Raw genomic sequence first — 26,420 nt, forward strand, 5'->3', positions numbered from 1 at the left:
TTGGAGGGGCGGATGATTCATATACAAAATCCATTGGAAATAAAGAAAGGATGATCATGCAATGAAACACAAACGTATGAAGAAAAGCATGGCGGTCATGTTGGCTGTAATCCTGATGCTGAGCTTGGCGGCTTGCTCGGGGTCCAAGAACAACGCAAGTACGTCTAACTCCGAGCCTGCGGACAACAATGCCAAACCCGAAAATACTGCGGTCGAAGCCAAACTTAATCCGGAGGAACCTGCATGGAAGCTGGATACCAGCCCTGTGGATTTATCCTGGTTCGTAGGCGCTTCTTGGTACGGTCGTACTTGGGGAGAGAGTCTGAACTCCAAGTATATCTCCGAAAAGACAGGCGTGAACGTCAAAATTGAAGTTCCATCCGGCGAAGCTAACGAGCACATTACCCTGATGATGACTTCCGGCAAGCTGCCGGACTTGATTACGATGGGCTCTTGGGAAACCGCTGTCAAAAAGCTGTGGGAAGGAGATCATGTGTATGCCTTGAATGAACTGGCGGACCAATATGATCCATACTTCTTCAAAGTGGCCGGCGACGGTACGCTGAAGTGGTATAAACAAGAGAACGGCAATACCTACGGCATTCCGAACGATTCCTATAGCCCGAACCTGATGCATGAAACCGGCATGACCGCCGCCAACCAAACCTTCCTGGTACGGAAGGACCTCTACGAGGAAATGGGCAGCCCGGATTTGACCACGCCGGAAGGTTTCCTGAACGCCCTGCAAACGGTAAAGGATAAGTATTCCAAGTACAAAGGACAACCGATCAGTCCCTTCTTTGCCCAAGGGAACGTGCCTTACGGGATGAGCGAGTACCTGCAGAACCTGCTGGCGATTCCGTTTGAAAAAGACGGCAAAGTGTACGACCGTACGACAGACCCGGATTATGTTACCTGGCTGAAAACATTCCGCACCGCCTACGAGCGCGGCCTGATTAACGTGGACTTCCTGGTGGATTCCGATACCCAGGTAGAGGAAAAAACGAACAATGCCCGCTACTTCATGATGGTCCGCGAATGGACCGGGATGACGGCCGTCAACCCGATGCTGGCCGCGAGCGAGAACCCGGATTCTTACTACATCGCCGTAGACGGCCCGCAAAACAGCAAAGGGGACACGGCGAAACTGTTCCCGGGCAACATGGACGGCTGGATGGTGACGATGATCAGCAAATCCTGCGAAAACCCTGAACGTGCGATCCGCTTCTTAACCTATTTGGCCAGCGAAGAAGGCCAACGGGATTTGTTCCTTGGCAAAGAAGGCGAAACGTGGGAGAACGTAGATGGCAAACCGCAGTTGAAAGCGGATATGGTGCAATTGCTCGAAACCGATATTGAGAAGCTTGAAAAAGAAGTGGGCATCATGGATACCTACTGGATGATGCGCAACCCGGTTATTGTCAATCAATGGAGACCGGAGAAAGCGCCTGTCATCAAGCAGATGGAGGACTTCGCCAACGCGCAGGCCGATATTGACGGCGGCATCTATAAGGGCCTTGATCCTCTCGGCGATTCCGAAGTAGCCGTAACCTGGTCGCGTATCTCCCAGAACTGGGAAGAGGTGCTGCCGGAGCTGATTACCGCCAAGGATGAAGCCGCTTTTGATAAAATTTTCGAGAACTTCCTTGCCCGTCGCGCGAGCTATGGTTTTGACCAGGTGATGGAATACCGTCAGGCCGAGCTGGACGCTAGAAAGTCCAAAATGGCGGAGTAAATGGCTGCCGGTCACCCAAAAGGGTGACCGGTATCCCTGCTTTTGCAGTTGTCGACTCTTATGCGAGCGATAAAGTGGGTTACCTGCCGGCCGGTTTGTAATATATAGTATATTACAGAGGTAGGGAGGGGCATTTGTTATGAAGATTCTACTGACGAAAATGAGAAAGATCTACCGCAATTCCCGTATCTCTCAAAAGTTATTTCTGGCATTTAGCCTGCTGATTGCCATCCCTGCTATTGTCGTATCCTTTTTATTTATCCGGATTCAGGAAACTCAGCTGTACAAGGATGCGATGGCGACCGGAAGCAGCCATGTCTCGCGGATTAATGAGAAGCTGCGCAGCAAAATGGATATTATTGAAAACGCTTCCTCCACGGCGCTGACGCAAAAGTCCTTCGTGGATTTCATTCATTCCAATATGCTCGGGGACGGCCTGCGCCTGGTGAAATTCAGGCAGAATCAATTTGAGCAGATGCACAACATTATCCAGAGCAACGAGATGATCAGCGAGCTCAGTTTTTATGTCGACAATCCGAACTTGTATGAGATCTGGCCCGAAATCTATCATTACGACAGGTTTTCCCCGCAGGATTACTGGAAGACGCTTCGGGAAGAGGGCGGTTCGGCATACCGCATATTCGCTTTTCGGGAGGGGGAAGATACGCTGTCCTACTACCGGCTGGTTCGCCTTCAAGGCCAACAGCAGCAACTCCCCAGCATTATGGAGATTCGCGCCTCACACAGCGTGTTTTTTGGCGATCTTCTGGAGGAGACAGGGGGCGATTTCTTTTCTGTCGTGATGGAGGGAAGCGCGCCTTACCGTTATATTTACAATCCCCGGCATACCTTTTCGCAAGCGGCGGGGGATAAGCTGGATGAAATCCTGATTCATATTCACGGGCAACTGAATGCGCTGGAGCAGGACCGTCCGGTGAAGGTCAAAATTGACGATAAAACCTATTATGCGGTGTACCGATATATTGCCCTGCTCGACGCCTATGTCGTGGATGTCGCCTCCCACCAGGCGTTAATGAAAGGCCCTCGCAGTTGGTATGCGTTGGTCGTTGTGATTACCTTGAGCGTAATGCTGTTGATGATGCTCCTGGTTTCGCATACGACAAGACGCTTGTTCCGCCGCTTGGACAGCGTACTGTCCTCCATGCGCAAGGTACGGAAAGGCCAGCTCGACGAGAAGATCGATACCGGACTGGACGAAGACGAAACCGGCGATGAAATCGATGAGGTAGCCGTTACTTACAATAAAATGCTGGATGAGATCAAGCAATTGATGACCCAAGTGGTGGATAAACAGCTGATCGCCAAAAATGCGCAGCTGCACTCGCTCCATTCGCAAATCAATTCGCATTTTTTGTATAACGCGCTGGAAGCGATCCGGATGCAGGCGGAGGTACAGCGGCAGCCCGTTATCGCCGATGCGCTGGTGTCGTTAGGTTCGCTGCTGCGGTATAGCATGAAATGGAACGGCGATACCGTGGCCCTCGGAGAAGAGCTTGCGAACATCCGCAGCTATGTCCAATTCATCAATTTTATGGAAGGCGGCAACGTCCGGTTGACGGCGGATCTCCCTCAGGAGGTGCATAGCTATGCCATTCCTAAGATGTGCATGCAGCCGATCGTGGAAAATGCCGTTCATCATGCAGCTCCTCCGGGCGGCAAGCTGCATATTCAAATTACCGTATGGGTGGACAATAACAGTACATTGATCATCGAAATCTTCGATGACGGCAAGGGAGTCGATCTGGAGACACTGGCCGACCTGCAAGCCGTGCTGCAAGGGGATTCGGACACGCCTATTATTGCCGGCAAAAACGGGCTAGGTCTGGAAAACGTACATAAACGGCTGCAGCTCCATTATGGCAAAGGCTTCGGTCTTTGGATCGACAGCGTGCAGGGATCCTATACCTGCGTAACCATACGCTTGCCTTGGGAAAACGTGAATCTTGGAGGGTGGTAAGGGATGATGAACATACTGATTGTGGACGACCAAAAGCACATCCGCGACGGCCTGCAGGCCATGCTGGGCCAGTTCCCACTGCAGCTCGACCAGATTTACTGCGCTGCGAACGGGATCGAGGCCTTGGAAATACTCCGTCAGCACAGTATCCAGCTGGTGATTACCGATATCCGTATGCCGGATATGGACGGATTGACGTTAATGGCCCATACCAAGGAGGAGCACATTAAAGTAGATTACCTGATCATCAGCGGCTACAGCGATTTCGCCTATGCCCAGAAAGCGATAAGCCTCGGGGCGAAGGGCTACCTGCTCAAGCCCGTGAAGCGGGAGGATCTGCAAGCTTCGGTCGAGCACGTATTGCAAGAGGTAAGAACCCGGCAGGCCCTCTCGCGCAATATGAAGCATGTTTCCCGCCGCGCCAAGGAGACGGACCGGAAAGAGCTGCGCATGTTCATGCAAGGAGCGGTAAGTGACGAGGAGTGGATTCACCGGACCCAGCAGCAAAATCCGGAGCTTTGGCAGAATTTCCGCCTGTGCCTGCTGAGGGAAGAGGTATGGATCAACCAGCCGGGAGCCAGCAGTTCCCATGGCATGGAATCCATGGCTTACCGCGTTTATGGCAAAAGGGGATGCATTTGCCTTCAACGTCGTCCGCATCTGATCCTTGCGGTTGACGCGTCGGTCGACCCCGGAGCTCTGCCTGCCGCACTCAAGGAGGAGCAGATGGGGGCCATCACGGCCATGACGAATCCGCAGCAAGGATTAAAGGGCTTGCCGGACAGCTACGCCCAAGTGATGGAGCTATACCGCCACAGCTACCTTTTTCCGGAGAAACGCTGTATTTTGCCAACGGATATTGCCGGTCTCGAACAGCAATGGCAGCTACCGTATGATGAGTTATATCACCTGTTCCAATTTATCGGCACCAAAAATAGCGGCAAAATTACCGAAGAAATTTCAAGACTATTCCATAAAAATGTGCTGCGGCGGTATCACATTCGCTACACGGAACAGCTATGCCGGGCCATGGTGCAGATGCTGGAGGAATATGAGCGGGTCATCCGTCCGTACATGGGGGAAGAAACGCTGGATATGGAGTGCCTGCGTAATATTTTTGATCATCCGGGTATTCGTGATTATATCCAGGCGTTGCAACAGCAGTTGCTCCGGCTGAACCAGTTCTATTATGAATTCAAATGTAGCTACCGCAACACGCAGGATTTGAACGAAGCGATCCGCTACATCCACGAAAATTATCATAAGCCGCTGGATCTGGCGATGGTATCAAACCACGTGTCCCTGAATTATGCCTATTTCTCCAACCTGTTCAAGAAAAATGTCGGGAAGGGCTTTGCGGAATATCTGCGCGATGTGCGGCTGGATAAAGCCCGGCGCCTGCTGGCGGAAACGGAATATAAGGTCATTGAGGTGGCGGCCATGGTGGGCTACGAAAGCTACAAAAGCTTTACGCGGACCTTTCGGGAAGTGATGGGCATGCAGCCTACAGAGTACCGGCAACGGATGCGGCGGAAGCTTGAAAGGGAGGGGAAAGGCCAGGAAAACGCGTTATGAAGAGTTAAGATCGAACTCATGAAGCCGAGGATCTTGAAATAGTGCTATCTCACTTTCAATCTTACTATAGAGAGCGACACCGCCCCGATATACAATGGAAACGCCGGAGATGGAAGCGCTTCGAAACCGGTAAATATCCGATGGAGGTGTCAGATGAAAGTGAAAAAGAAGTCTTGGATCACTGTAGCGGCTGCCGGAATAATCTCCCTGGTTCTTAGTATCAACGCATTTGCGGGGTATGTGTTCTGGGAGCCGCTCACCTACTTCAATTCGGAGACCTGGCATAAGGCCGACGGTTATTCCAACGGAGGGATGTTCAATTGTACATGGCGCGCCAATAATGTCGGCTTCACTAACGATGGCAAGCTGAAGCTGGGATTAACGAGTTCGGCATACAATCGATTTGACTGCGGGGAATATCAGTCCAAATACACGTATGGATACGGATTATACGAGGTTAGTATGAAGCCGGCCAAGAATACGGGCATCGTGTCCTCCTTCTTCACTTACACCGGCCCTTCTTACGGTACGCAATGGGATGAGATCGATATCGAGTTTTTGGGAAAAGACACGACAAAGGTGCAATTTAACTACTTTACTAACGGGGTAGGCGGCCATGAGAAGGTCGTTAATCTTGGTTTTGATGCGTCGACCGGCTTCCATACCTATGCCTTTGATTGGCAGCCCGGGTATATCAAGTGGTATGTTGACGGTGTGCTGAAGCATACGGCTACGACGAATATTCCAAGCACGCCCGGTAAAATCATGATGAACATTTGGAACGGAACAGGCGTTGACGCCTGGTTAGGTTCGTACAACGGCGCCAATCCGCTGTATGCGGAATACGATTGGTTAAAATATACGAGCAATTAGATCGCATGCAACGCAAAGCAGCCGCCGGAGCGGCTGTTTTGTGTTAGTCTGATAGTAATATAGAAATTGAGGATAAGCGGGGGGCTGTGGTTGAACAGAAACGGTAAGAAATCCAGGAGCAGCTTGCTCATGATAGGCATTTTGATCCTCGCCGTGCTTGCGGGAGGCTGTCGGGGAGGCTCCGATTCCGGGGATTCCAGGGATTCCGGCCACCGACCGGCCGGTGGGATGATGGACGAAGGCACTGCCGGCCAACTGCCGAAGGACGGGAAATACGACCCGGTGATAACGTTGACCTACCTTCGGCCATGGGGGCCGGACGTGAAGTTCCAGGAGGGGGAAGATCAGGATAACAATGGCCATACGAGGTGGGCCAAAGACAAGCTGGGGATCCAGTTGAAGAATCTATGGATCTCTCCCTCCACGAATAACGCCTTCGAGACCAAGCTTCGCCTGTCTCTGGCTTCCGATGCGGAAATGCCCGACATTATTTCATACCGCGGCGACTTCAACCTCGTCAGGGAGCTGATAGAATCCGGCAAGTTCCTCGATGCGGGCGAATTGTTCGACCAATATGCCAGCGATACCTGGAAGGATGCCGTGGAGGAGGACCCTACTGTCTGGTATCCGTACATGCAGGATGGCAAAAGAATCGGGATTCCGATTCTCGATTACGCTTATAACAGCGATCCGGTCATGTGGATTCGCGAGGACTGGATGATGAAATTCGGCTTCCAAGCGCCGAAGACGTTAAGCGACCTGGAGATCATCATGGAGGCTTTTACGAACCAGGATCCGGATGGAAACGGGGAAAAGGATACTTACGGCCTGACGTTCGGCTTCAAGAACTGGGTCAATACCTGGATGTCCGATGCCGGTTGGGTGTTCGGTGCTTACGGTACCATGCCGAATCAGTGGAATTTGACGGAGGAAGGCAAGCTGGAATACGGTTCGATATCGCCTGGAGCCAAGCAAGCGCTGGAGAAGCTGCAGAGCTGGATGGGCAAAGGTTACCTTGCGGAAATGGCGGGATGGTATGACGAGGCCAAAGCGGTAGAGGAATTCACCGCAGGCAGAGCGGGAATAGTGGTCGGTCCTCATTGGATGCCTGCATGGCCGCTGGCAGACGTGAAGCAGAAAGTTAAAGGGGCGAGGATTAGAGCCTACCCCATTCCTTCCGGGGAGGATGGACGAGCAGGCAGGCACGGTACGTCCATTGCCAACGGGGTGATCCTGATCAACAAGGACATGGAGCATCCGGAGGCATTTTTTACGTATCAGAATTATTTGTTCGATCACTTCGCCAATCCGGAAGTCGGCAGTGAGTTCGAGAACGGACTGGCGGGGGAAAACGAGGAGGCCATAGCCGACGAAGGAGATCAACTAACGAACAATGCCGTGCATACCGAGGGCTATGATTCCGAGAAGTATACGGTCACTTTTGACGGCGCCCGCATTCCAAGCCTGAATATGGCGACCTTGCTAAAGCTTGCGTACGGAGGGAAAGCCGTGACCCCATTTGAGAAAAAGGTGAAATCGGGCGCTTCCCGGGAAATGCTCGAAGCGGCGGAGATCGTAATGGTTCAGAGGAATATTGCCATGAATCAGATGTTTACCGGGCCTCCGACGGAGACGATGAACATGAACAATGATATTCTTTCCAGGATGGAAAAGGATACCTTCTCCCAGATCATCTATGGCAAGATATCGATTGATTACTTCGATACCTTTGTCGAGAAATGGAAGGCCGCCGGAGGCGATCAAATTACCCGGGAAGTGAACGAGTGGTACCGGACCGTCAATGAGGGGCAATGAGGTTCATAGGGTCATGGGCTCGCCGCATTGCAAAGAAAACAGGCGCTGCAGAAATCATCTGCAACGCCTGTTTTTTGTCCGGGTATATGGTCTAGACAGGCAAACGATCGCGGTACTCCTGAGGTGTGACATCGTAATATTTTTTGAACACCCTAATGAAGTAGGCAGTATTGTTATATCCGACAAGCTCGGCGATTTCGAACACCTTGGCCGTCGAGGTGCGCAAATAGAAAGCCGCCTTTTCCATTCTGATTCTGTAGGCGTAGGCTGTCAGCGCTTCCCCTGTCTCGGCTTTATAGACCTTGGACAGATATACCGGATGTAAGTGCACCTCATCTGCAATCGCCGGTAAAGATATATCCCCGGCCAGATTGCGGTCGATAAAGCTCTTCACGCTGCGGACGATCGTGCTGTGATTGTCTTTTAAATCCTGTTCGGAGTCTTCACGGATGCAATGAAGCACACGGATGGACCAATCCAGCAATTGCTGGACGGTAGAAAAGCCGGGAGACTCAAAATATCGATAAGAATCCTCCGGCAGCACTGCGGACAATTGCTTGCCGTTCTTATGAATAATATAAGCGAAGGCCCCGGCCAAAACGTGATAGGCTTCGATAAGGTGCTCGGCTACAGCCTGATCCCCCGCCGACTCCAGCAATTCCTCGAAGATTTGCCGGATCTTCCGCTCCACATCCTCGAATCGTCCCGCTTCCAGCAAACTGAGCAGGGTAGGAGGTTCATACAGTGACCGGATCGAATGAATCGGTTTCGTATCGGGCTCATCCGACGCACTGGCGAACAAGCCTTGCCCTTGTCCCATCCGCTTCCGCATGGACATGACCGAATGCTCGTAGATCTCACGGACTTGATAAGGAAATATCCCCCGGTTGCCAACCAGGATCGAAATGGCACCCTTCAGATAGATCTGCACATTGGACTGGATTTGAGCGGCATATTGCTCCAGCAGCGTTTTATTTTGATCGCCTCTGCCTGAGGATAGGGGGCTTTGCCTGCTGACGGCCAGAATAACAATGTAATCATGGGCATCTCTCGTATGCCAGATATGGAATTGCTTCTGCATCACTTCGTTTACGATATTGCAAATGGCATATTCCATGAGCGCGAGTTCCCGCTGGGCCATTTCGGACAGATGCTCCTCCATCCGGATCACCAGCATCCCGAGTTCATCGCCGGCTGTAAAGGGAAGCTCGAGGAGCTTCAGCTTATCCGCCAGTGCTTCCTCCGAATAGGTCCGGCCTGTCAACAGCTCATTGAGCATCGTGGAGCGAAGCAAGGGCTTATTCTCCCGAAATGTATAGAGCGCCTTCTGATAAGATGCGGCTTGTTCCCACTTGGTTTTGATGCGCTCTACGAGTCGTGTCACAGAGTGGATCAGATCTTCGTCGCTGACGGGTTTAAGCAAATAATCGAAGCTTCCTTGAACGAGGGCTTGCTGGGCATATTCAAAGTCGGCATGACCCGACAGCAAGATCGTGTTCACCAGCGGCCAACGGCTTCGGATGGCCGAAATCAGCTCCATGCCGGACATGCCGGGCATCCGGATGTCCGTAATGACGATGTCGATCGGATGGTTCTCCAATATGTCGAGCGCCATAGCGCCTGACAACGCCTCATGGACGGTTCCGATTCCGCACTTATCCCAAGGGATCGTCTCGGCCAATGCTTCAACAACGGAGCGCTCATCGTCCACTAATAATAGTTGCAACATGCTGTATTCACCTACTTGTCCATATTATCCCGCCAAGTGATGTCGACCCGGACGCCGCCTAGCGGAGAATGACGGAAGATTAGGCCGGATTCATCACCAAATTGAAAGGTCAGTCGCTGATGAACATTCCATGTCCCGCACCCCATATGCTCATCCAGCGGCTTTACTAAGTCATGCCTCATTTTCACAAATTGCTCTTCGGTCATCCCCATTCCGCTGTCTTCCACCGTAATGATGTTGATCCCGTTCTCGGACACGCCCCGTATCCGGATTTCGCCATGTTCGCCCTTAGGCTCAAGACCATGAATGATTGCGTTTTCAATAATGGGCTGAAGCGTCAGTCTCGGGACGGTTTTGTCTAAAATATCACAGGGAACATCGATTGTAAAACTCATTCGCTCCAAGCGCAGAGCTTGAATCTTCAAGTAATTGGTCGCCATTTTCAATTCTTCGGAAATCGTGGCAAGATCTTTCTCGGATCTGGTTATGTACCGGTAATATTCGCCAAGATTGAGCGCCATGGCCACAACCGCTTCCTCGTCTTTCATTCGCGCCATATTCTTGATGTAGAAAAGGCAGTTATAAAGGAAGTGCGGATTGATCTGGGACTGAAGCTGCTTCAGTGTCGCTTCCCTCCGCCGCAGTCTCTCCTCGTAGACGTTCTCTATGAGCGCCTGAATCCGCTGGGCCATAATATTGAACCGGATGAATAACTGACTGAATTCATTGTGCTTCGGGTTGTCCAGCCGAACGGAGAAATCTCCATCAGACAACCGTCTGGTGCCCTTGACGAGTTGGAGCAGCGGGAGTTGGACACTCCGGTACAGGGTGAATATCACTACAATACTCATGACCAGAAGAACGCTGATCGACATGTAGAACAGATTTCTGCTGCTAGTGACCGGGCTTAATATTTGCTGCATCGGCACGTAGTCCACGTAATACCAATCCAGACTCTTGGACCTGATATAAGACACGTAGTATTCCGTATCATCCAGCTTGGTTCGAAAGCCGCTCTCTTCCTGGAGCGGCAGTGACTTAAGCTGATCGGCTAGCGTTGTCATCAGGGTTGTATTCGCCGAACTGTTGCTGATTACACCCAGCCCCGCATGAAACAGGAACGGATCGCCGCGGTTGTTCTGCTTGTTCTGATCCAGCAAGGCGGCCAGTTGATTGGCCGGGAAGCTGATCTTGGTAATCAGCCGGGCCTTGCCCGGCTCGGACATTTCCGTTGTCGGCTCGGTCGTATGCCAGATGAAGCTGTTGTCTTTATACACCCAGGTTTGCGGGAAGGGCTCGCTGAACTCTTTTTCGTCATAGGCAGGGGAGTCATAATACTCCGTCGAGATTACCTGCCGGATGCGCGGGAAATAAAGTGTAATCGTAGAATGCCATTTGCTGGCGGCATTGTACAAGTTCATCTTCTCCAAAATGGCGCCGCTGAGCCGAACACGTTCGTAGGGGATCCGGTTGTCGGGCAGCTGAAACTCCTGAATGCTGGAGTCCTGTCCGATCGATATGCCGTACAGCGACAACTGATAGATGTTCGACTCTATCGAGGAGGCGAAGGTAGACAGCCTGTTCGTCGTCGCGCTCTGGATTTCGTTCTCAATGACGGCTACGCTCTCCCGGTTGGAATAAGTGTAGAGGATAAGAACCGGAATGAGAAAGAGCAGGATCAGCAAGGTCATTTTGGTAAACACATTCATGCGTGCGAGCAAAGTTAGTGGGCCCCCTATCCATACAAGCTGAACTAAGGAATGGTTTCGTTGACGTTCGTTAATGCTCCATCGATAGTTCGGCTTATCTAGTTAAAATATCAATATCGTTGTTGGAATATTAGGATATAGATCGCAAATCGACGTTGCTATAATCGTACTATACAAGGTCCGGACGGCCTGTGAAAGACCATTTTCCGATTTGGAAGAGTTCCGCTTAACGAGGCTGCTAAGGAGTTTAACACAATGGGGAGGATTACACGATGAAAAAATGGCTGGCTATATTCATGGCTTGCAGCCTGACGCTATCCGCAAGTCCTGCGGCATACGGCCAGGAAGGAAGCAACCATCAAGCCGCGCCCGTATTTAAGGATTTATCGGGACATTGGGCGCAGTCCGCAGCAGTACATATGCGTGAATTGGGATTGATGCAAGGGGACGAGAGCGGGAGCTTCAGACCGGGCGCAGGAATCAGCCGGGCGGAGTTCGTGACGGTGCTGCACCGGATGCTCGGTTTTACGGGTCAGAGTTCCGCTCAGTTTGAGGATGTCCGTCCAGGGGATTGGTATTATGAGGCAATGATGCGTGCTAACGGGTCGGGGATTATACTCGGTATCGATGCGAATCATCTGTCTCCGACCGCGATAATAACGAGAGAGGAAGCCGCCGTCATCATCGACCGGGCGCTTCAATTATCGACAGGTATGGAGCTCGGGAGTGCCCTGCAGCAGTTCCGGGATGCGCAGGATATTTCCGGTTATGCGATGAAAGCGCTGTCCTATATGACGGAAGCAGGCGTGATGAAGGGCTATCAAGGCAAGCTTGATCCAAAAGCGCGTATGACGAGGGCGGAATTCGCGTCACTGTTGTCCGGAATGGTAGCCGATGTAGTTCAGACTCCCGGCGTATATGATGCTTCAAAGGTGAACGGCAATCTGGTTATCCGTTCTGCCGGTGTAACCTTGAAGGACATCGTCATTGATGGAAACCTGATTCTGGCCGAAGGTATCGGTGAGGGGGATATCAATCTGGACGGGGTCAAGGTGACCGGAAGCGTCATCATGAAAGGCGGCGGCTCCATCCAAATTTCACGTTCAGAGCTTGGCCGGGTTATTGTCGACAAAGTAGGAGAGACGGCAGGAATAAAATTTCTGGCGGGTAGCAAGGTCCAGGAACTCCTTGTGTTGAAAAAGGCTGACATCGAGCAGAGCTTGGACAGTAAGTTCGGCACGTTGAAGGTTGACGCCTTGGCACGGGGAACCGCCCTTAAGTTGCAGGGAGCCGTCGATCAAATGACGGTAGCTGCTAGCGGAGTCACGCTGAATGGCGAGAAGGTGGAGCCCGGGTTCAGCGGGTCGAGACCAGCCGACAAGCCTTCGTCCGGTTCAGGAACAACGACACCGCCGGCTTCGGGCGGATCGTCGGGTGGCTCATCGGGCGGATCGACAACAACGCCTCCGGTGACACAGCCAAACCAAGAGAAACCGGTAGCGCCTACTACCATACCGGACAGCAAATGGGAGCTGGCCTGGCAAGACGATTTCAACGGGACAGAGATCAATACGTCCAATTGGAACGTAGAGAATACCGGCTTGGTATACAATAACGAGCTGCAATACTATAGCCCGAACAATGTAAGCATTGTTAAAGAAGGAGACCGCAGCGTCCTGCAAATTGAAGCGAAAAAAGGCGGTTACGGGACCAAAGAGTACAGCTCGGGCAAGCTGACCACCAAAAACAAGCAAGATTGGACCTACGGCAAGGTAGTTGTCCGTGCCAAGCTGCCTGAGCAGCAAGGCATGTGGCCGGCGATCTGGATGATGCCGACCGACGAAGCCCATTACGGCGGCTGGCCGGCTTCCGGAGAAATCGACATTATGGAGATGCTCGGAGGAAGCAAAGGCACAGGAAATACAAGCCTGTCCTACAGCACGATTCACTACGACAGTGTACAGCCGGACGGATCCCATGGACATGATCAGGGAACCTACACGCTTCCTGGCGGAGCGAAGTTTGCCGATGACTATCATGATTTTCAGTTAGAATGGCTGCCGGGCGTGCTCCGTTTCTATGTGGACGGACACCTGGTACAGGAAGTGGAGCGCTGGAGAACCAAGGCGCCGGGACAACCGGAATACTATACTTATCCCGCCCCGTTTGACCGCGACTTCTACCTGATCCTGAATACGGCGATCGGTGGAGATTGGCCTGGAGCGCCGGACAACGATTTTGTGTCCGATACGATGAAAGTCGACTTCGTACGCGTCTATAATTACAAGGATCTGGCCAGCTGGCCGGATGTGACGGGTAACCCGCCGGCGATTGAGCCGCAGCGCAATCCGCAGCAGGACGGGAACCTTCTGTATAACGAGAAATATGCGGGTGCCGTAAACGAGCAGGGTGTGCCGGAGATGTGGGAGTTCATTAAGAACGAAGGCGGCGCAGGCAGCATATCGGTGGTCGAAGATGCCGAAAAGGGCAAGGCGGCGGAAATTAAGATCGACAATGCCGGAACAAAGAATTATTCCCTGCAGCTTACGCAGATGCCGCTCTTTGTGGAAAAAGATAAGAAGTACAAGGTTACGTTCGATGCCAAGGCATCCGCAAACCGTACGATCATGTCCAAGGTTACCCAATTCGGAGGCAGTTGGAAGGCTTATTCGGGTGAAGTAAACTTTGACCTGACGACAGCGTGGAAGTCCTTTGAATATGAATTTGATATGCGTTCCGAAACCGACAATAATGCGAGATTTGAATTTAATGCAGGCTTGAATGATGCAACGGTTTACTTTGCCAATGTTCAGGTCAAAGAAATCGGAGATGCTGCTCCGCTGCCGGAAGTTGTGGAGCGGAAGCCGCTGCCGGACCTCAACCTGATTTATAACGGCACGTTTGATCAGGGCACGAACCGGTTAGCGTTCTGGGAAACTCATGTAGCGTCCGGAGCAAATGCTGACGTGTCCGTGAATAATTTCCGCAAGTCGCATATCATGGAACGCCAGCTTGTCGTGAATGTGGCGAGCGCCGGCGCAGCCGAAGAGGTGGTCGTTGCGCAGCCGGGGATGAAGCTGGAGGCGAATGCAACGTATGGCCTGTATTTTGAGGCCAAAGCGGATGTGCCTAGAGCCATGGAGATTGGCCTTACCAGCAAGGACGGACATGCGGTTCAGTTCCCGCTTGGCAAGATGGCACAGCTTACCGGCGAAATGAAGAACTATGCTTATGAGATCGTGATTGACGACGGCATTGCGGTAGCCGAGTCCGAACTGCAATTGCTGTTCGGAGGCGATACGGGAACGGCGTATGTGGACAATGTCCGTCTGGTGAAGCGCGGCAATCCGGTCACCGTAAACGGATATGCCCATATTCAGGCGAGCGATGCCTGGGTCATGAACGGATTACAGTTGGAGGATTCGGAAGAAGGCGGCAAGCATGTGGCCTACATGGGCGAAGGAGATCTGCTGCAATTTAAGGCGAACGTTGCCCATAGCGCGGAATATGTGCTGTCCGCCAGGGTAGCGAGCGGCGATCCGAACTCGCAGATCCGACTCAGCGTCAAGGACGAGGACGGAAGGACCGTCACTCAATCAACGTATAACCTTGGCGAAACCGGAGGATGGCAGACGTACAAGACGGTTTATTTTGAGCCGGTTCAGTTAAATTCATCGCAAAGCTATTATCTCGATTTTGAAGGCCGCGAGTACAATACGCTTTGGGTGGATATTTCGGAAAACAAGATCAAGAACAACAAGTTTACGCCGGACCTGAGCAGCTGGCAGACGGTGTCTGTGACGGATACTACGTACTCGAACGGGGAACTGACCCTACAAGTGGATGGCGGTACGCAGAATTGGTGGGATTCCCAACTGCAGCAGAACGGCATTTCACTGGAAAAGGGTAAGCATTACCGGCTGGAGTTTGATGCTTCCTCCACGGACCCTAAAACATTGCAAGCGGCAGTAGGACTCAATGTTAATCCCTATACAAAGTATATGGAACAGCCTGCCGAATTGACGACGGTCATGCAGCACTACTCCTATACGTTCGAAATGTCGGAGGAATCGGATTTCGATTCGCAATTGGCGTTCGGACTTGGTATTCCTGTAGAAGGGGATATGGCGCATGCCGTTACGATCGGAAATGTAAGACTTTATGAGGTGAATCCGGCGGCAGAGCAAGGCGGTCAGCCGCAGAATGTAAACCTGATTTCTAACGAGAGCAAGTGGTTCAGCTATGCTCCTGAGGCCGGTGAGCTTACGTTAGATATCAAGAACGGAGTGCTGGAAGCAACCATCGGTACGGCGGGGGATCAGGATTGGAGCCGCCAGCTCATTTACGAAGGATTCGCCATCCAGCAGGGCTATAAATATACATTGAGCTTCACAGCAAAGGCTGAAAAGGCACGAAATCTGGGGATTGGCGCAGGTTGGCTTGGCGGCGCTCCGGACTACGCTTTTACAGACTACTATGGAAATTCGGTAGCGCTGACTACCACGGATGCTGACTTCTCCTTTGATTTTGAGATTACGAAGCCCGGCTATTCGAACTCCCGCATCTCCTTTAATATGGGGAACTTTGGAGGCACGGACGACGGCTTCAACAAGATCACCATTTCCAATGTCAGTTTGAAAAATATGGGCCCTGCCAAGTAAGAAGATTGAAGCAAGAAATTCGAAGTAAGAATTTTTGGACCAGTCTGATCCGGATTTATCCGGTCAGGCTGGTTTTTTGTGAACCAGGAAGCAGATTTCAACTATAGTTAAGTTTTCTTAAGGAAGAAGAGATGATCGGAGTTATAATGTGATCAAGGCATGAAACAGAAGAGAGGTAGTTGTATGGGGAAAATAAGCGCTCCCTGGCTTAAACTCAAGGCAGGCATTGACCTGGAGGATTACACCCTGATTAACCGTCTGCAGGAGCAATGCGTCCGTGAGGATCGAATTACGCTAAAGCTCGAGCTCGATTATAAACTGGAGGCGTCTCAGGAAACCGGTGATGGTGCAGGCCTTCAGCATATCAATGAATTCATGTATTTCGACGAGCAACAATTGGTCGGATACTTGGGAATAAGCCATTTCGGAGGGACGGGCTCACCGCTCGAGGTTACGGGAATGGTGCATCCCGCATACCGGCGGCAGGGGATTTTTACCCGGCTGTATGAAATGGCAGTAGCTGAATGGAAGCGAAGAAATTCCGGAGGCATGCTTCTGTTATGTGACAGAGCCTCGGTGTCCGGGCAGAAATACATAGCGAAAATCGATGCGGTTTACAGACATTCGGAATATGAAATGTATTTGCGTCAGAATCATCAGAAGCCGCAAAATGAATTGCTGAGCGGCGGACTCTCCTTTCGCAAGGCGACCAATGCAGATGGACGCGAGATCGCGAGACAGAACGCCATTTATTTTGACGATGAGACTTATGATGCGGAGGATGCTTCAAAGGACTCGGACTCGGAGATAACTTCGGAGCATGAGAGTGTAGACAATGACAATGACGGCTTGTCCCTGCCGGAAACGGAAGAGCAGCGAGGGATGCGCATCTACCTTGCGGAACTAAACGGGCAAAGTATCGGAAAGTTTCATTTGCAAATGACTGCGGAGGCAGGGGGGATCTTCGGGTTGGGCGTACTGCCGGAGCATCGCGGACAAGGCTTTGGACGAGCTATTTTGCAGCAGGCCATCGAGAAGCTGCAGGAAGCTGATATGAAGGAAATATTTCTCCAGGTAGCCGCCGAAAATGCGAAGGCTCTCCAGCTTTACAAGTCCTGCGGCTTTCAGGAAACCTCGACCATGGATTATTATGAAGCGGCGGGTAACAGAATTTGACCGTCTAGCTATTTCCGCTGAGGAATAATTGAACTTGTTCTATATTAGCGAAAGAGGTGAATTCGCAAATGGAAACATGGCGATATTGGAGTGATGGTCATACGGGCTTTGAAGCTTTAGAGGCATTCCTGAAAAATAACTCCGGGCTTCCGGGCCCAAGGGCAAATCTGAAGCTGGCGGAACAATTTGCAGAGGAAGTCATGGGGCGGATGCCAGATGAATCGGCCTGGAAGCTCTTGCTGGAATGGAGCCGTCGGTCGGAGGTGGAAGCTCCGGCCAATGACCCTGGAGAATTTCTGCCCTTCTGTGCCATTCAAGCGATTGGGGCCTGCTATACTGCCCTCGCGGCAGAACGGAAGAAGGAAGCACTGCTCGTGCTGAAAGAAGCGATGAGCGATCCCCGCTGGAGAGTGCGCGAAGCGGTAGCCATTGCCTTACAACGGATCGGGGAGCAGGATTTTGGCCTATTGGAACAATGGTTCGAGGACTGGTTGGAACAAGCGAATGCCCTTGAGCGTCGTGCCTTTGTGGCAGCGCTGGCTCATCCCCCGCTGCTGGGAATCCAAGAACATGCACGGTTTGGGCTGCGTTTGGCTGAACGGATTTTACAGGATTGGGCCATGGGGTTGCCGATTTCCGAAAAAGAAGAAGCGAGGGTACTGAACAAGGGACTTGAATATACCCTAAGTGTGCTGGTTGAGAAGGAGCCTGAGGAAGGATTCGCTGTCATGCGAAGGGTAGCCGCCATGAATGACAAGCAAATGGATCGCATATTGAGTGCCAATCTTGGTAAAGCGCGCCTCAGCAAGAAATATTCTATAGAGGTGGCGGAGGTTCGCTTGCTTCTGCAAGAGAACTGAAAGACAGTTTTTGATGAAACACTGTACGCAATTTTGATGTCCAAGCGGATAAATAAACAGGCCGAAGCGCATGAATCAATCATGCCCTCGGCCTGTTTTGCTGTACTTATTATAGTTCGGACCAAGTCAGCGTCAGTTCGTTCGTGCCTTCCTGCGCAGACAAGGCGCCGCCGATGAGCGACCAGCTCTCGTCAGCGGTATCGCCCTGAATAATCAAATTTTTCTCGTCGATCGTTTCAGCCGCATCCTTGATCCCTTGTTCCCGGAAGTAATCTTTATACATGTCGGCCAGCTTATCGAGCTTTTCTTGAGACGTAAAAATCAGAAGAACCGACTTTTTGCCGTCGTTTTGCTCAGAATGGGAAGTGGTAATTACAGCATCCTCGGGCAGCGGAAAATCCTTCGGCAAATGCTCCGGTCTCTGACCTGAGCTGTCCGTTCCTTCAGCCCCGGCGGTTACGGCGTTTCGGTTATCCGGTGCCGAATTAGCGGAATCCTTGCTGGAGCAAGCTCCCAGCGCAAGGGTCAATACGGTTGCCAAAACGATCAGTTTAACGGCTCTCCATTTCTTATTACTCATGCACACACCTCGACTTATCCTGGAATTATTGTTATATACTTCATATTCATTATATAACCAATAATTTACAAGATGATCAACCAATTGCCGTAGATGGTTTTATAAGGCGGACTATCCCGCCGTAATCGTAATCGTCTTGCTGCTTTGCGGTACAACAACCGCTATAACGCCGGCCTCCGATCCGGGATACTCGCGAATCTCGACTTTATAATCGCTCGCGCCGTTAATCACGATATCATCTGCAGACAGGCGCGCAGCATGAGGGTGATAGATCAGCGTCTCGCCGCCGGATGGAATGTATTTGACGCTGATAACACCGCGCTCGTAATCGAAGCGGTATCCTTTCAGCACGCCACTCGTCGTTTGCGGATAGGCACGGTTCAATGCTTTAGCATATGGCGTCTCCTTAATATTGTCGACATAACACCAATACGTATTGCTCCATAAATAACGCTCGAAGATCGCAACAAGCGCCTTGGTAAGATCGAGTGTCGCAGGATGATGCGTAAACGCTCCCCATTCCCCGATCAGGACAGGGATTTGAAGTCTCTCCTGCACCTTGCGGTGGGTGGCAAAGATCAAATCTACACGTTCCTGGTTGTAAATCTCGTAATGCTCCGTATCCACCACCAAATCGTAGCCATGAGGTACGAATACCTGTGAGGAATCGGTCTCTCCGGTATCATTTCGGATAAGCTGTAACCCCGACTCCACAGCCATGTTTGAAAAATAAGAGGTTTCCAGCATCAGGAACCTTTCGGGGTCGATCGAACGGATCGCAGCCGCTGTTTTGTTAAAGAAAGGGGCCAGTACTTCCTTCTCAAAACTTTGCGAGGCTTCTTTGGCATGCTCGACCAGCACACGGTACGTCTCCATATTTGCCATGCCGGCAAGTACTTCCTGCTTCTTCTCATCGTCGAACCAAAGCGCGGAAAGCTCTTCCATGTTGAAGTCTGTCATCCCCAATACTTGATGGGCATAGGCGGCAATGATTGCGCCGAATACTTCCTGGCCGCTCGTTCCGGGATATGGCTCATTCATCATGTCGTATCCGATCAGATTCGGGCAATCGGCGAAGTAAGCCGCAACATGCTTCCACATGGCTGCGTAATGATCCTGCAATCCGATGCCGCCTGCAGCCGGTGTATTACGCCAAAAATGATCCAAGGCGCGGTTGACCGCGGGGCTTTCCAGATAAGCATCACTCCACATTTGGCCGGTAACGTGGGGGAGATCGTCGGCGAGCGTTGCCCAATCAGGCGCGCCGTCACCATAGAGAGAGCTGTATAAATCCTGGTGCATATCCAGAAAAACATAAAGACCGTGACTCTCCGCCCATTTGGCTTGCTGCTTGATCCGGCCAAGATAGACGTCATCATAGACACCCGGCTGCGGCTCCACGCCATCCCAGATGAGCCCCAGGCGAATAACGTTCATCCCCTGTTCCCGGAACCAGGCGAACAGGTCCTCTTCGCAAGGCTCGACGTACCCTTTCTTCTTCTCCTTGCAAACGAGATTGATGCCGCTTAGTATGACATGTGCCCCGTCTTCGTTAATCAAGCGCATGCCGTCCGTCGTAAGTTTTTTCATCGTCATCAGCTTCCTTTCTAATCTTGTTCTTCCACTGGAATGTTGATCTCGATATAGTGCTTGTCGTACTGGTTAAAAAGATTGATTTCAAGGGAATTCCCGGCGATTTTCAGCCCTCGCTTGGAAATGAACGCCTTCATTTTCTCGTAATGGTCATCCATCTCGTCGTATCCGTCGCGGTGGATGACCAAATATTTTCTGGCGCAATATTGAGGCTCTAACTTCCGGAATATGCCTGAATCACCTTCCATCGGGAAGGTTGACAGGATCCCGTTGTTCAAGTAAGTGTGATAATTACCAGCGATCAAGTTATCCGCCGACACGATGGAGATGATATGGCAGAACGGCAGCCATTCCTGATGGCAGTTGACGTTGCGCATTTGCTGCTGCACCTTGCTTCCGAGTTTGGGGTCGCCGCTTTCCATGATCGAATCGGTAAGCAGCACCCAGTAAGAGGGCGTTTGTACAAGCTCAATCGTTTCCTCGTTCTTAAACTGATCGAACTGTTGCCCCAGCACCCTCAGCTTGTTGGATAGATGCTTCAGATAGTCGATCTGCCGGTCGATCTCCTTTTGTTTGCCGGAAATGAGCTCGCGAATGTTGATCAGACTATCGGCCGCCAGGAGGGTCGTAATCTGCTCGATTGATATGTCCATCGCTCTCAGCATGCGGATCGTGATGAGCAGGTCGAACTGCTCAAGATCATAATAGCGATACTTGTTGGTATCCCGATTGCGTGGAAGCAGCAGTCCGATCTTGTCGTAATAGCGCAGAGTGTCGACCGGGATATCAAGAATCTTGGAGGCTTCGCCGATTGTAAATTTCAGTTTCAGTGGGGGTTCATTCACATTAAGTCAAGCCTCCTCTTCTGGCCTGGTTACTGAATGCCGATATTTCTTCTTCTTTTTTCTTGTCGAAAGGATAGAATGCCATGGGGATAAGACCGAGCAGTATAGAAGCTAGCGGGATCAGGCTTGTGGCGATGCGAATGCCGAGTACAGCTGTTTCGGACTGGGATGTTGCAAGCCCGTCGTAACCGAATGCTCCGATGACGCTCATGAAGATGACGGTTTGGAGGCTGGAGAAGGCGACAGTGAAGATCGCGAACAGACCGTTGAACAAACCGGTCTTGCGTACTCCGCTCGTGCGCTCGTTCTCGTCGATGATCAGCGCTCCCACCGGCGAGACCGCGGTGCGAATGTAATTAACGGTAATAACGACCAAAACGTAGGAAGCGGCGACCGCCCATATGTTGCTCGCGAAGAAAATCCCTCCGTAGCCGAGTATAGCGGGAACGGTTCCCCAGTAGACGCTTGTTTTTGTGCCGTATTTCTTTATGATGTATCCCATCACCGGCAAGAACATGAGTGCAATGACATGCGTGCCGACGTCGATCGTCGTCGTAACGGCTCCGCCCGCATTGACTACACCGTCCATATAGTACAGGTAGGGGGTGAAATAAAACCCGATCGGGCCGGCGGTGATGATGGAATACAGAACAAACGTAATGAACTGGCGGGATTTGATGATCTCCCAAGACTGGCTCCATAGCTCATTCATCGCGAATTGCTGACCTTCCAGCGACTCGTACATCTTCGCATCGTCCTTCAGTCCCCGGAGCGCCAGGGTGAAGAACACCGTCTCCACCAGAATGACTGCAGAGAAGACGGGGATAATCACCTCGCGCTTCCCGTCTCCGACGAGAAGCAAGGTCGGGATCAAGGTGATGAGAAAGGACATCGCTTGGGAGATGTAGTTCTGAACAATCCCGACATCGATGCGTTCTTCCTTGGTGGGGGCGGCGATCAACATATAAGATTGATAGGCGATACCGTAGGCGGTTGCGGCGGTATCATAAATAAACAACTCCGCCGTATAAAGAAGGAAAATCAGCCACTGGTCCCAAGAGGGACTGGACAGCATCATGAGGAAGGAGGATATAATCATGAAAGGCACGGTTACCCTCATGATATAGACGTATTTGCCGCGATTCGGACGATGCCTCAGCTTGTCGATCCAGACGCCGATCATCGGATCGTTGATCGCATTCCAGATGTTATAGATCACGTACACCCAGGCAACATATTTTGGGCTAAGGCCAATCATATCCGTGTAATACTTGATGAACACGTTATGAATGAGAACTCCCCCGACCGACAGGATCGGCCCCGGCAGCGCGAGACGCCATTTCTCTCCCAAGGTCAGACCGGAAGTGGTAAACCGAAAAGCATTTCGAACGGAGCGAGCTGCTTTTTTCACGAATCGCACTGGCCTTCCTCCTTCTGATTCAGCAGTATTGGAACCGCTTGCAAATGAACACAAGAGGGCTGTCGATCAGCCTCCGTATTCATTGTAAACCATGGAGTAACTCCAGTTTAAAGAGGGAATTTCAAAATAAAGAAAGAAAAATTAATGCAAAACGGAAGTCCGGGAATCAGCCCCACATTCCCACCAGTAATATTCCGGAGGCAATGACCACGGAGCCTAGAATTCGCTGCGTTCCCTGCTTTTCTTTAAGCAAGAGCACCCCTAACAATGTGGCGAAGATGGTCCCGGTTTCCCGTAAAGGGCCGATATGGGCCATGGGCGCTTGCTGCATGGCGAATAGAAATAGTAAATAAGAGCCGGGGTTGAGCACGGCACCGAGGAGCATCGTCCGCCAGTTGACCTTCCACTCCGCGCGAAGCTCGCCGGAGAGCAGGACCTGCGGAGTAAGACCCGCTACGAAGCCGATATTGGTGATCTCGAGGAGGGCCAAAGGCGAGATCTGCTGCAAATTCAACTTGTCGACGAATACATAGCAGGTGATGCAAGCGCCGATTCCGAGAGCCATCAGCAGCGGCTTCATCTCTTGCATCCGGACCGATACCTTCGATTTCCGGGTTCCCATCCCTGTCAGGACAAAGAATCCGGCAAGCATAAGACCGATTCCGAGCCAGCCGGCTCCGGACAGCGATTCTTTCAGGAAAATGACTCCGACCAGCGGCACCAGCAAAGTGCTGGTACCGCGCATGATCGGATAGATTTGCGAAAGGTCGCCAAGCTCATAAGTCTTGGACAGCATCCAAGAGTATAGAGCTTGCAGGACCGCGGATAGAGCCAATAGGGCGTAAGCTTCGGGTGACAAGGATTGAAGCCCCAGTTCCTGAATCAAAGAAGGCAGGAGCAATAGGGTGGGGAGCATCATGATTGACCAAAGGAAGACGCTTTTGTTCCGGCTTTTTTTGGTGAACAGATTCCAGACGGCATGGGCCATGCCGGAAGCGAGGACAAGCATTATGGGAATTAGCATTATGTTTTCATTCCATTCGTGAAGGATTGTTTATTGACCGTTCTCCGGGTGATGGGCAGGTTGTTCCATAATAGGCGTTCCGTCCTCGAGGCGAAGCCAGGTTTCGAAGCCGGGCCGGCCTTCCGTGAGCCTGATCAAGCGGGCGCCGCGGGGAAAGCCTTCCTTGCCGTAGGTATTATGGCCGCTAGCCCGTCCGTAACAGAGCGAGATACCGTACAGATTCCCCATATAGTCGTTGATATGGTCGTGTCCGCAAAACGTTCCGATGACATCACCCATTTCCAGCAATGCCGCAAACATGCCGGAATTGAGGACAGGACTGCACACCTGCTCCTGTTTATGTCCATAGCAGATTCGGGTATCCCAAACTTCCTTGTATTCGGGAAGCGGAATATGGAAAAAGGCAAGCGCAGGCAGCTTGCTCCCGTCTTTACCGTCATTGAGGCGGTCCGATTCGGCGGCGAGCCAGTGTATTTGTTCACGTCTTATCCAGTCATACCCTCCAACATTAGGGTTGGTCGAGTAGCTGCCGGAATCGAGAAAATAAAGATTGACGGCCGAATTTCCTTCCCGGTCGGCGACCTGAAGGGCATAGTTGCTTCCCTGCAGATGGTTGGGACCCGACTCGCTCACCGTATGCCGATGCTGCAGAACAACCTGCATCAATTCTTCGCGCGTAATCCGCTGTTCCGTGTCGTGATTGCCGAAGACGAAAGCCCAGGGGATTCCGCGTTCTTCTACACTCGCGACGGCTTCGCGGAAGGCTTGCTCCGGAGACTCACACTCCGGCTCTCCGGGGGCGACCTCTCCGGTATAAATGACATCTCCTGTAAACACGGCAAGATCCGGCCGCTCCGTATCCAGTACTTGTTCCATCAGTGCCCTGGTGCGCTGATCCTCTTCTTGCCCGTCTTTCCAGTGCAGGTCCGTAAACTGAACGATGGTAAAGGTCCCATCCTCCCGAAATGCCAAGCTTCGGCTCATCTTCGTATCCCCTTTCAAGATCATGTTGAGTTGTGTTTTCGTGTTGTTTTGTGTTGTTTTAAGTGATTGTATCTCTGGCTCTTCATTCCGTCAATAGAGGTGTTGAGGACAAGCAGCGCCGGTAAAATTAATTTGGTTGACAAGAGAACTTCCAAAATATACACTGGCCTTAAATATATAAAACCACATAAAAACACACGAATAACACATTTCTTTTTAGGGCTCGGAGGGTTTGAAATGTCTTTATCTCATGAAGAACGCAGGGAGACGATCCTTGCCCAACTGGGCACGGAAGGAAAGGTTCAAGTACACGCGTTGGCCGTGTCGTTCAATGTATCTACAGAGACGATTCGCAGGGACCTGGACAGGCTCGAAAAGGAAGGGAAGCTGCGCAAAGTATACGGAGGCGCCGTGCTGGCCCGTTCCGAACAAACCGAGCCCGCTTTTATAAAGCGTTCTCGTATGCACTCCGGGGAAAAACAGATGATCGGCAAGCTCGCGGCGTCGCTGATTCATGACGGGGAGACGATTCTTCTGGATAACGGGACAACCACGATTGAAATCATGAAACAGTTGAAGGATCGTTCCGATGTTACGGTGATCACGAATTCCGTCCCGATTCTCAATTTGGCGTTAAAAGAATTTAAGGGCAAGATTATCTTTACCGGTGGAGAAGTCAATGCAAAGTTTCAGGCAGCCACGGGGCCAATGGTATATGAGTTGCTGGATCAGTTCAAAGTGAACAAGGCCTTTATTTCGGCGGGAGGGATATCGATGTCCGACGGGATCACTGATTTTCATCCGGAGGAAGCCGGGGTATCCAGAAAAATGATGCAGCGAGCGGAAGAAGCTATTTTAGTCGCAGACCATTCCAAGTTTGGCGTTACCACATTTGCGAAAATATGTTCCATCGAGGACATTTCGATGATCATTACGGACGCGTCTTGTCCGCAGGAATGGCTGGATACGCTGCAGCGCCTGGACGTGGAAGTCTTAACGGGGAAAAGTCCCAAGAGGAGGAAGAACCAATGAAGATCCATTTTCTTGGAACGGCGGCCGCGGAAGGATTCCCCAACCCTTTCTGCCGTTGTGAAACCTGCCGCAAGGCGAGATCGGCCGGAGGGAAAAATATTCGAACGAGAAGCTCCATACTAATCGACGGCGTGACCAAGGTGGATTATTCCGCGGATTCCCACATGCAGGCGCTTCGCGACCAGATCGATATGGCGGCAATCGAGCATCTTTTGTTCACGCATACGCATTATGATCATTTTCAGCCTTGGGAACTTTACAACCGGACTGAGGGATATGCGCTCGGCATTGATCATCCTTTACATATTTACGGCAATGATGCGGCCATTAACCAGAGCTTGATTACGCTGGGGCCGGCCGCAGGAGACAGATTGGCTTTTCACCTTTTGCGCCCGTTCGAGAGCATCACATTGGGCGATATGCGGGTTACTCCTTTGCTTGCAAACCATGACCCTATGGAAACTTGTCTGCTGTTCTTTATTGAAAAAGGGGGCAAGACGCTGTTTTACGGTCATGATACCGGGTGGCTGCCTGACGATACCTGGAAATGGCTTGAAGGCAAGGACATCGATATGGCGATCCTGGATTGTACGCACAGCTACACGAAGAATGACCGGAATCCAAACCATATGGGGATCGAGACCGTCCTGGAGGTTCAGCGCGTATTGCGGGAACAAAGTATACTTCAGAGCAACTCCCTTGTTTATGTAACTCATATTACGCATAATTCCGGTTTTCTGCATGAGGATTTCGAAAGCGTTTTCGAGCCACACGGTATTAAGGTAGCTTATGACAGCCTGATCGTGGACCTGTGACCCGGCGGGGATTTGG

The 26,420-nt window shown here is 51.5% G+C and carries 18 protein-coding genes; 10 read left to right on the forward strand and 8 right to left on the reverse strand.

Going from position 1 to position 26,420, the window contains the following annotated elements; genetic code table 11:
* Positions 1-61 precede the first annotated feature (61 nt).
* From KJS57_RS10175 to KJS57_RS10195, 5 genes are all read left to right on the forward strand, one after another.
* Positions 62-1,735, forward strand: a complete 1,674-nt coding sequence (locus tag KJS57_RS10175; protein ID WP_211022876.1) for an extracellular solute-binding protein — start codon at positions 62-64, stop codon at positions 1,733-1,735.
* A 139-nt stretch (positions 1,736-1,874) separates the two neighbouring features.
* Positions 1,875-3,713: a sensor histidine kinase gene (locus KJS57_RS10180; protein WP_213654690.1), complete on the forward strand. Its 1,839-nt coding sequence runs from the start codon at positions 1,875-1,877 to the stop codon at positions 3,711-3,713.
* 3 nt (positions 3,714-3,716) lie between these two features.
* A complete protein-coding gene (locus KJS57_RS10185; RefSeq protein ID WP_213654691.1) occupies positions 3,717-5,288 on the forward strand; it encodes a response regulator transcription factor in 1,572 nt (523 codons plus the stop codon).
* Positions 5,289-5,447: 159 nt separating this feature from the next.
* Complete coding sequence (gene bglS, locus KJS57_RS10190) at positions 5,448-6,161, forward strand: beta-glucanase (protein ID WP_244861484.1); 714 nt, start codon at positions 5,448-5,450, stop codon at positions 6,159-6,161.
* 90 nt (positions 6,162-6,251) lie between these two features.
* The gene (locus tag KJS57_RS10195) at positions 6,252-7,976 is read left to right on the forward strand and encodes an extracellular solute-binding protein (protein WP_213654693.1); all 1,725 of its coding nucleotides are present in this window, start codon (positions 6,252-6,254) and stop codon (positions 7,974-7,976) included.
* Between the two features lie 91 nt (positions 7,977-8,067).
* Here the strand turns inward: KJS57_RS10195 and KJS57_RS10200 are convergent, their stop codons facing one another.
* Both KJS57_RS10200 and KJS57_RS10205 read right to left on the reverse strand, forming a co-directional pair.
* Positions 8,068-9,705 carry a response regulator gene (locus KJS57_RS10200; protein WP_213654694.1) on the reverse strand — a complete coding sequence of 546 codons (1,638 nt, stop codon included), beginning with the start codon at positions 9,703-9,705 and terminating at the stop codon, positions 8,068-8,070.
* An 11-nt stretch (positions 9,706-9,716) separates the two neighbouring features.
* Positions 9,717-11,426, reverse strand: a complete 1,710-nt coding sequence (locus KJS57_RS10205) for a cache domain-containing sensor histidine kinase (RefSeq protein ID WP_213654695.1) — start codon at positions 11,424-11,426, stop codon at positions 9,717-9,719.
* A 260-nt stretch (positions 11,427-11,686) separates the two neighbouring features.
* Here KJS57_RS10205 and KJS57_RS10210 point away from each other — a divergent pair, with 260 nt between their 5' ends.
* The 3 genes from KJS57_RS10210 to KJS57_RS10220 all read left to right on the forward strand — a co-directional run bounded on the left by KJS57_RS10210 (position 11,687) and on the right by KJS57_RS10220 (position 18,111).
* Positions 11,687-16,075 carry a carbohydrate binding domain-containing protein gene (locus KJS57_RS10210; protein WP_213654696.1) on the forward strand — a complete coding sequence of 1,463 codons (4,389 nt, stop codon included), beginning with the start codon at positions 11,687-11,689 and terminating at the stop codon, positions 16,073-16,075.
* A gap of 183 nt (positions 16,076-16,258) precedes the next feature.
* Complete coding sequence (locus tag KJS57_RS10215; RefSeq protein ID WP_213654697.1) at positions 16,259-17,251, forward strand: GNAT family N-acetyltransferase; 993 nt, start codon at positions 16,259-16,261, stop codon at positions 17,249-17,251.
* Between the two features lie 68 nt (positions 17,252-17,319).
* Entirely contained in the window at positions 17,320-18,111 is a 792-nt protein-coding gene (locus KJS57_RS10220) for a HEAT repeat domain-containing protein (RefSeq protein ID WP_213654698.1), read from the forward strand.
* 109 nt (positions 18,112-18,220) lie between these two features.
* Here KJS57_RS10220 and KJS57_RS10225 read toward each other — a convergent pair whose 3' ends face one another.
* The 6 genes from KJS57_RS10225 to KJS57_RS10250 all read right to left on the reverse strand — a co-directional run bounded on the left by KJS57_RS10225 (position 18,221) and on the right by KJS57_RS10250 (position 24,557).
* On the reverse strand, positions 18,221-18,691 hold the full coding sequence (locus KJS57_RS10225; RefSeq protein ID WP_213654699.1) for a hypothetical protein: 471 nt from the start codon (positions 18,689-18,691) through the stop codon (positions 18,221-18,223).
* Between the two features lie 111 nt (positions 18,692-18,802).
* On the reverse strand, positions 18,803-20,281 hold the full coding sequence (locus KJS57_RS10230) for a glycoside hydrolase family 5 protein (RefSeq protein ID WP_213654700.1): 1,479 nt from the start codon (positions 20,279-20,281) through the stop codon (positions 18,803-18,805).
* A 17-nt stretch (positions 20,282-20,298) separates the two neighbouring features.
* Positions 20,299-21,129 (reverse strand): MerR family transcriptional regulator, encoded by an 831-nt coding sequence (locus tag KJS57_RS10235; protein WP_211022864.1) that lies wholly within the window; start codon positions 21,127-21,129, stop codon positions 20,299-20,301.
* Position 21,130: 1 nt separating this feature from the next.
* Positions 21,131-22,549, reverse strand: coding sequence for an MFS transporter (locus tag KJS57_RS10240; protein ID WP_244861475.1), 1,419 nt, complete (start codon positions 22,547-22,549; stop codon positions 21,131-21,133).
* Positions 22,550-22,715: 166 nt separating this feature from the next.
* Positions 22,716-23,573, reverse strand: coding sequence for a DMT family transporter (locus KJS57_RS10245; protein WP_247681865.1), 858 nt, complete (start codon positions 23,571-23,573; stop codon positions 22,716-22,718).
* 30 nt (positions 23,574-23,603) lie between these two features.
* Positions 23,604-24,557, reverse strand: a complete 954-nt coding sequence (locus KJS57_RS10250; protein WP_211022862.1) for a metallophosphoesterase family protein — start codon at positions 24,555-24,557, stop codon at positions 23,604-23,606.
* Between the two features lie 237 nt (positions 24,558-24,794).
* Here KJS57_RS10250 and KJS57_RS10255 point away from each other — a divergent pair, with 237 nt between their 5' ends.
* Positions 24,795-25,589 (forward strand): DeoR/GlpR family DNA-binding transcription regulator, encoded by a 795-nt coding sequence (locus KJS57_RS10255; RefSeq protein ID WP_211022861.1) that lies wholly within the window; start codon positions 24,795-24,797, stop codon positions 25,587-25,589.
* Positions 25,586-26,404, forward strand: a complete 819-nt coding sequence (locus tag KJS57_RS10260) for an MBL fold metallo-hydrolase (protein ID WP_211022860.1) — start codon at positions 25,586-25,588, stop codon at positions 26,402-26,404. The genes KJS57_RS10255 and KJS57_RS10260 overlap by 4 nt, the downstream gene beginning before the upstream one ends.
* Positions 26,405-26,420 lie beyond the last annotated feature (16 nt).

Source organism: Paenibacillus vini (genome assembly GCF_018403325.1).
Taxonomy (GTDB): domain Bacteria; phylum Bacillota; class Bacilli; order Paenibacillales; family Paenibacillaceae; genus Fontibacillus; species Fontibacillus vini.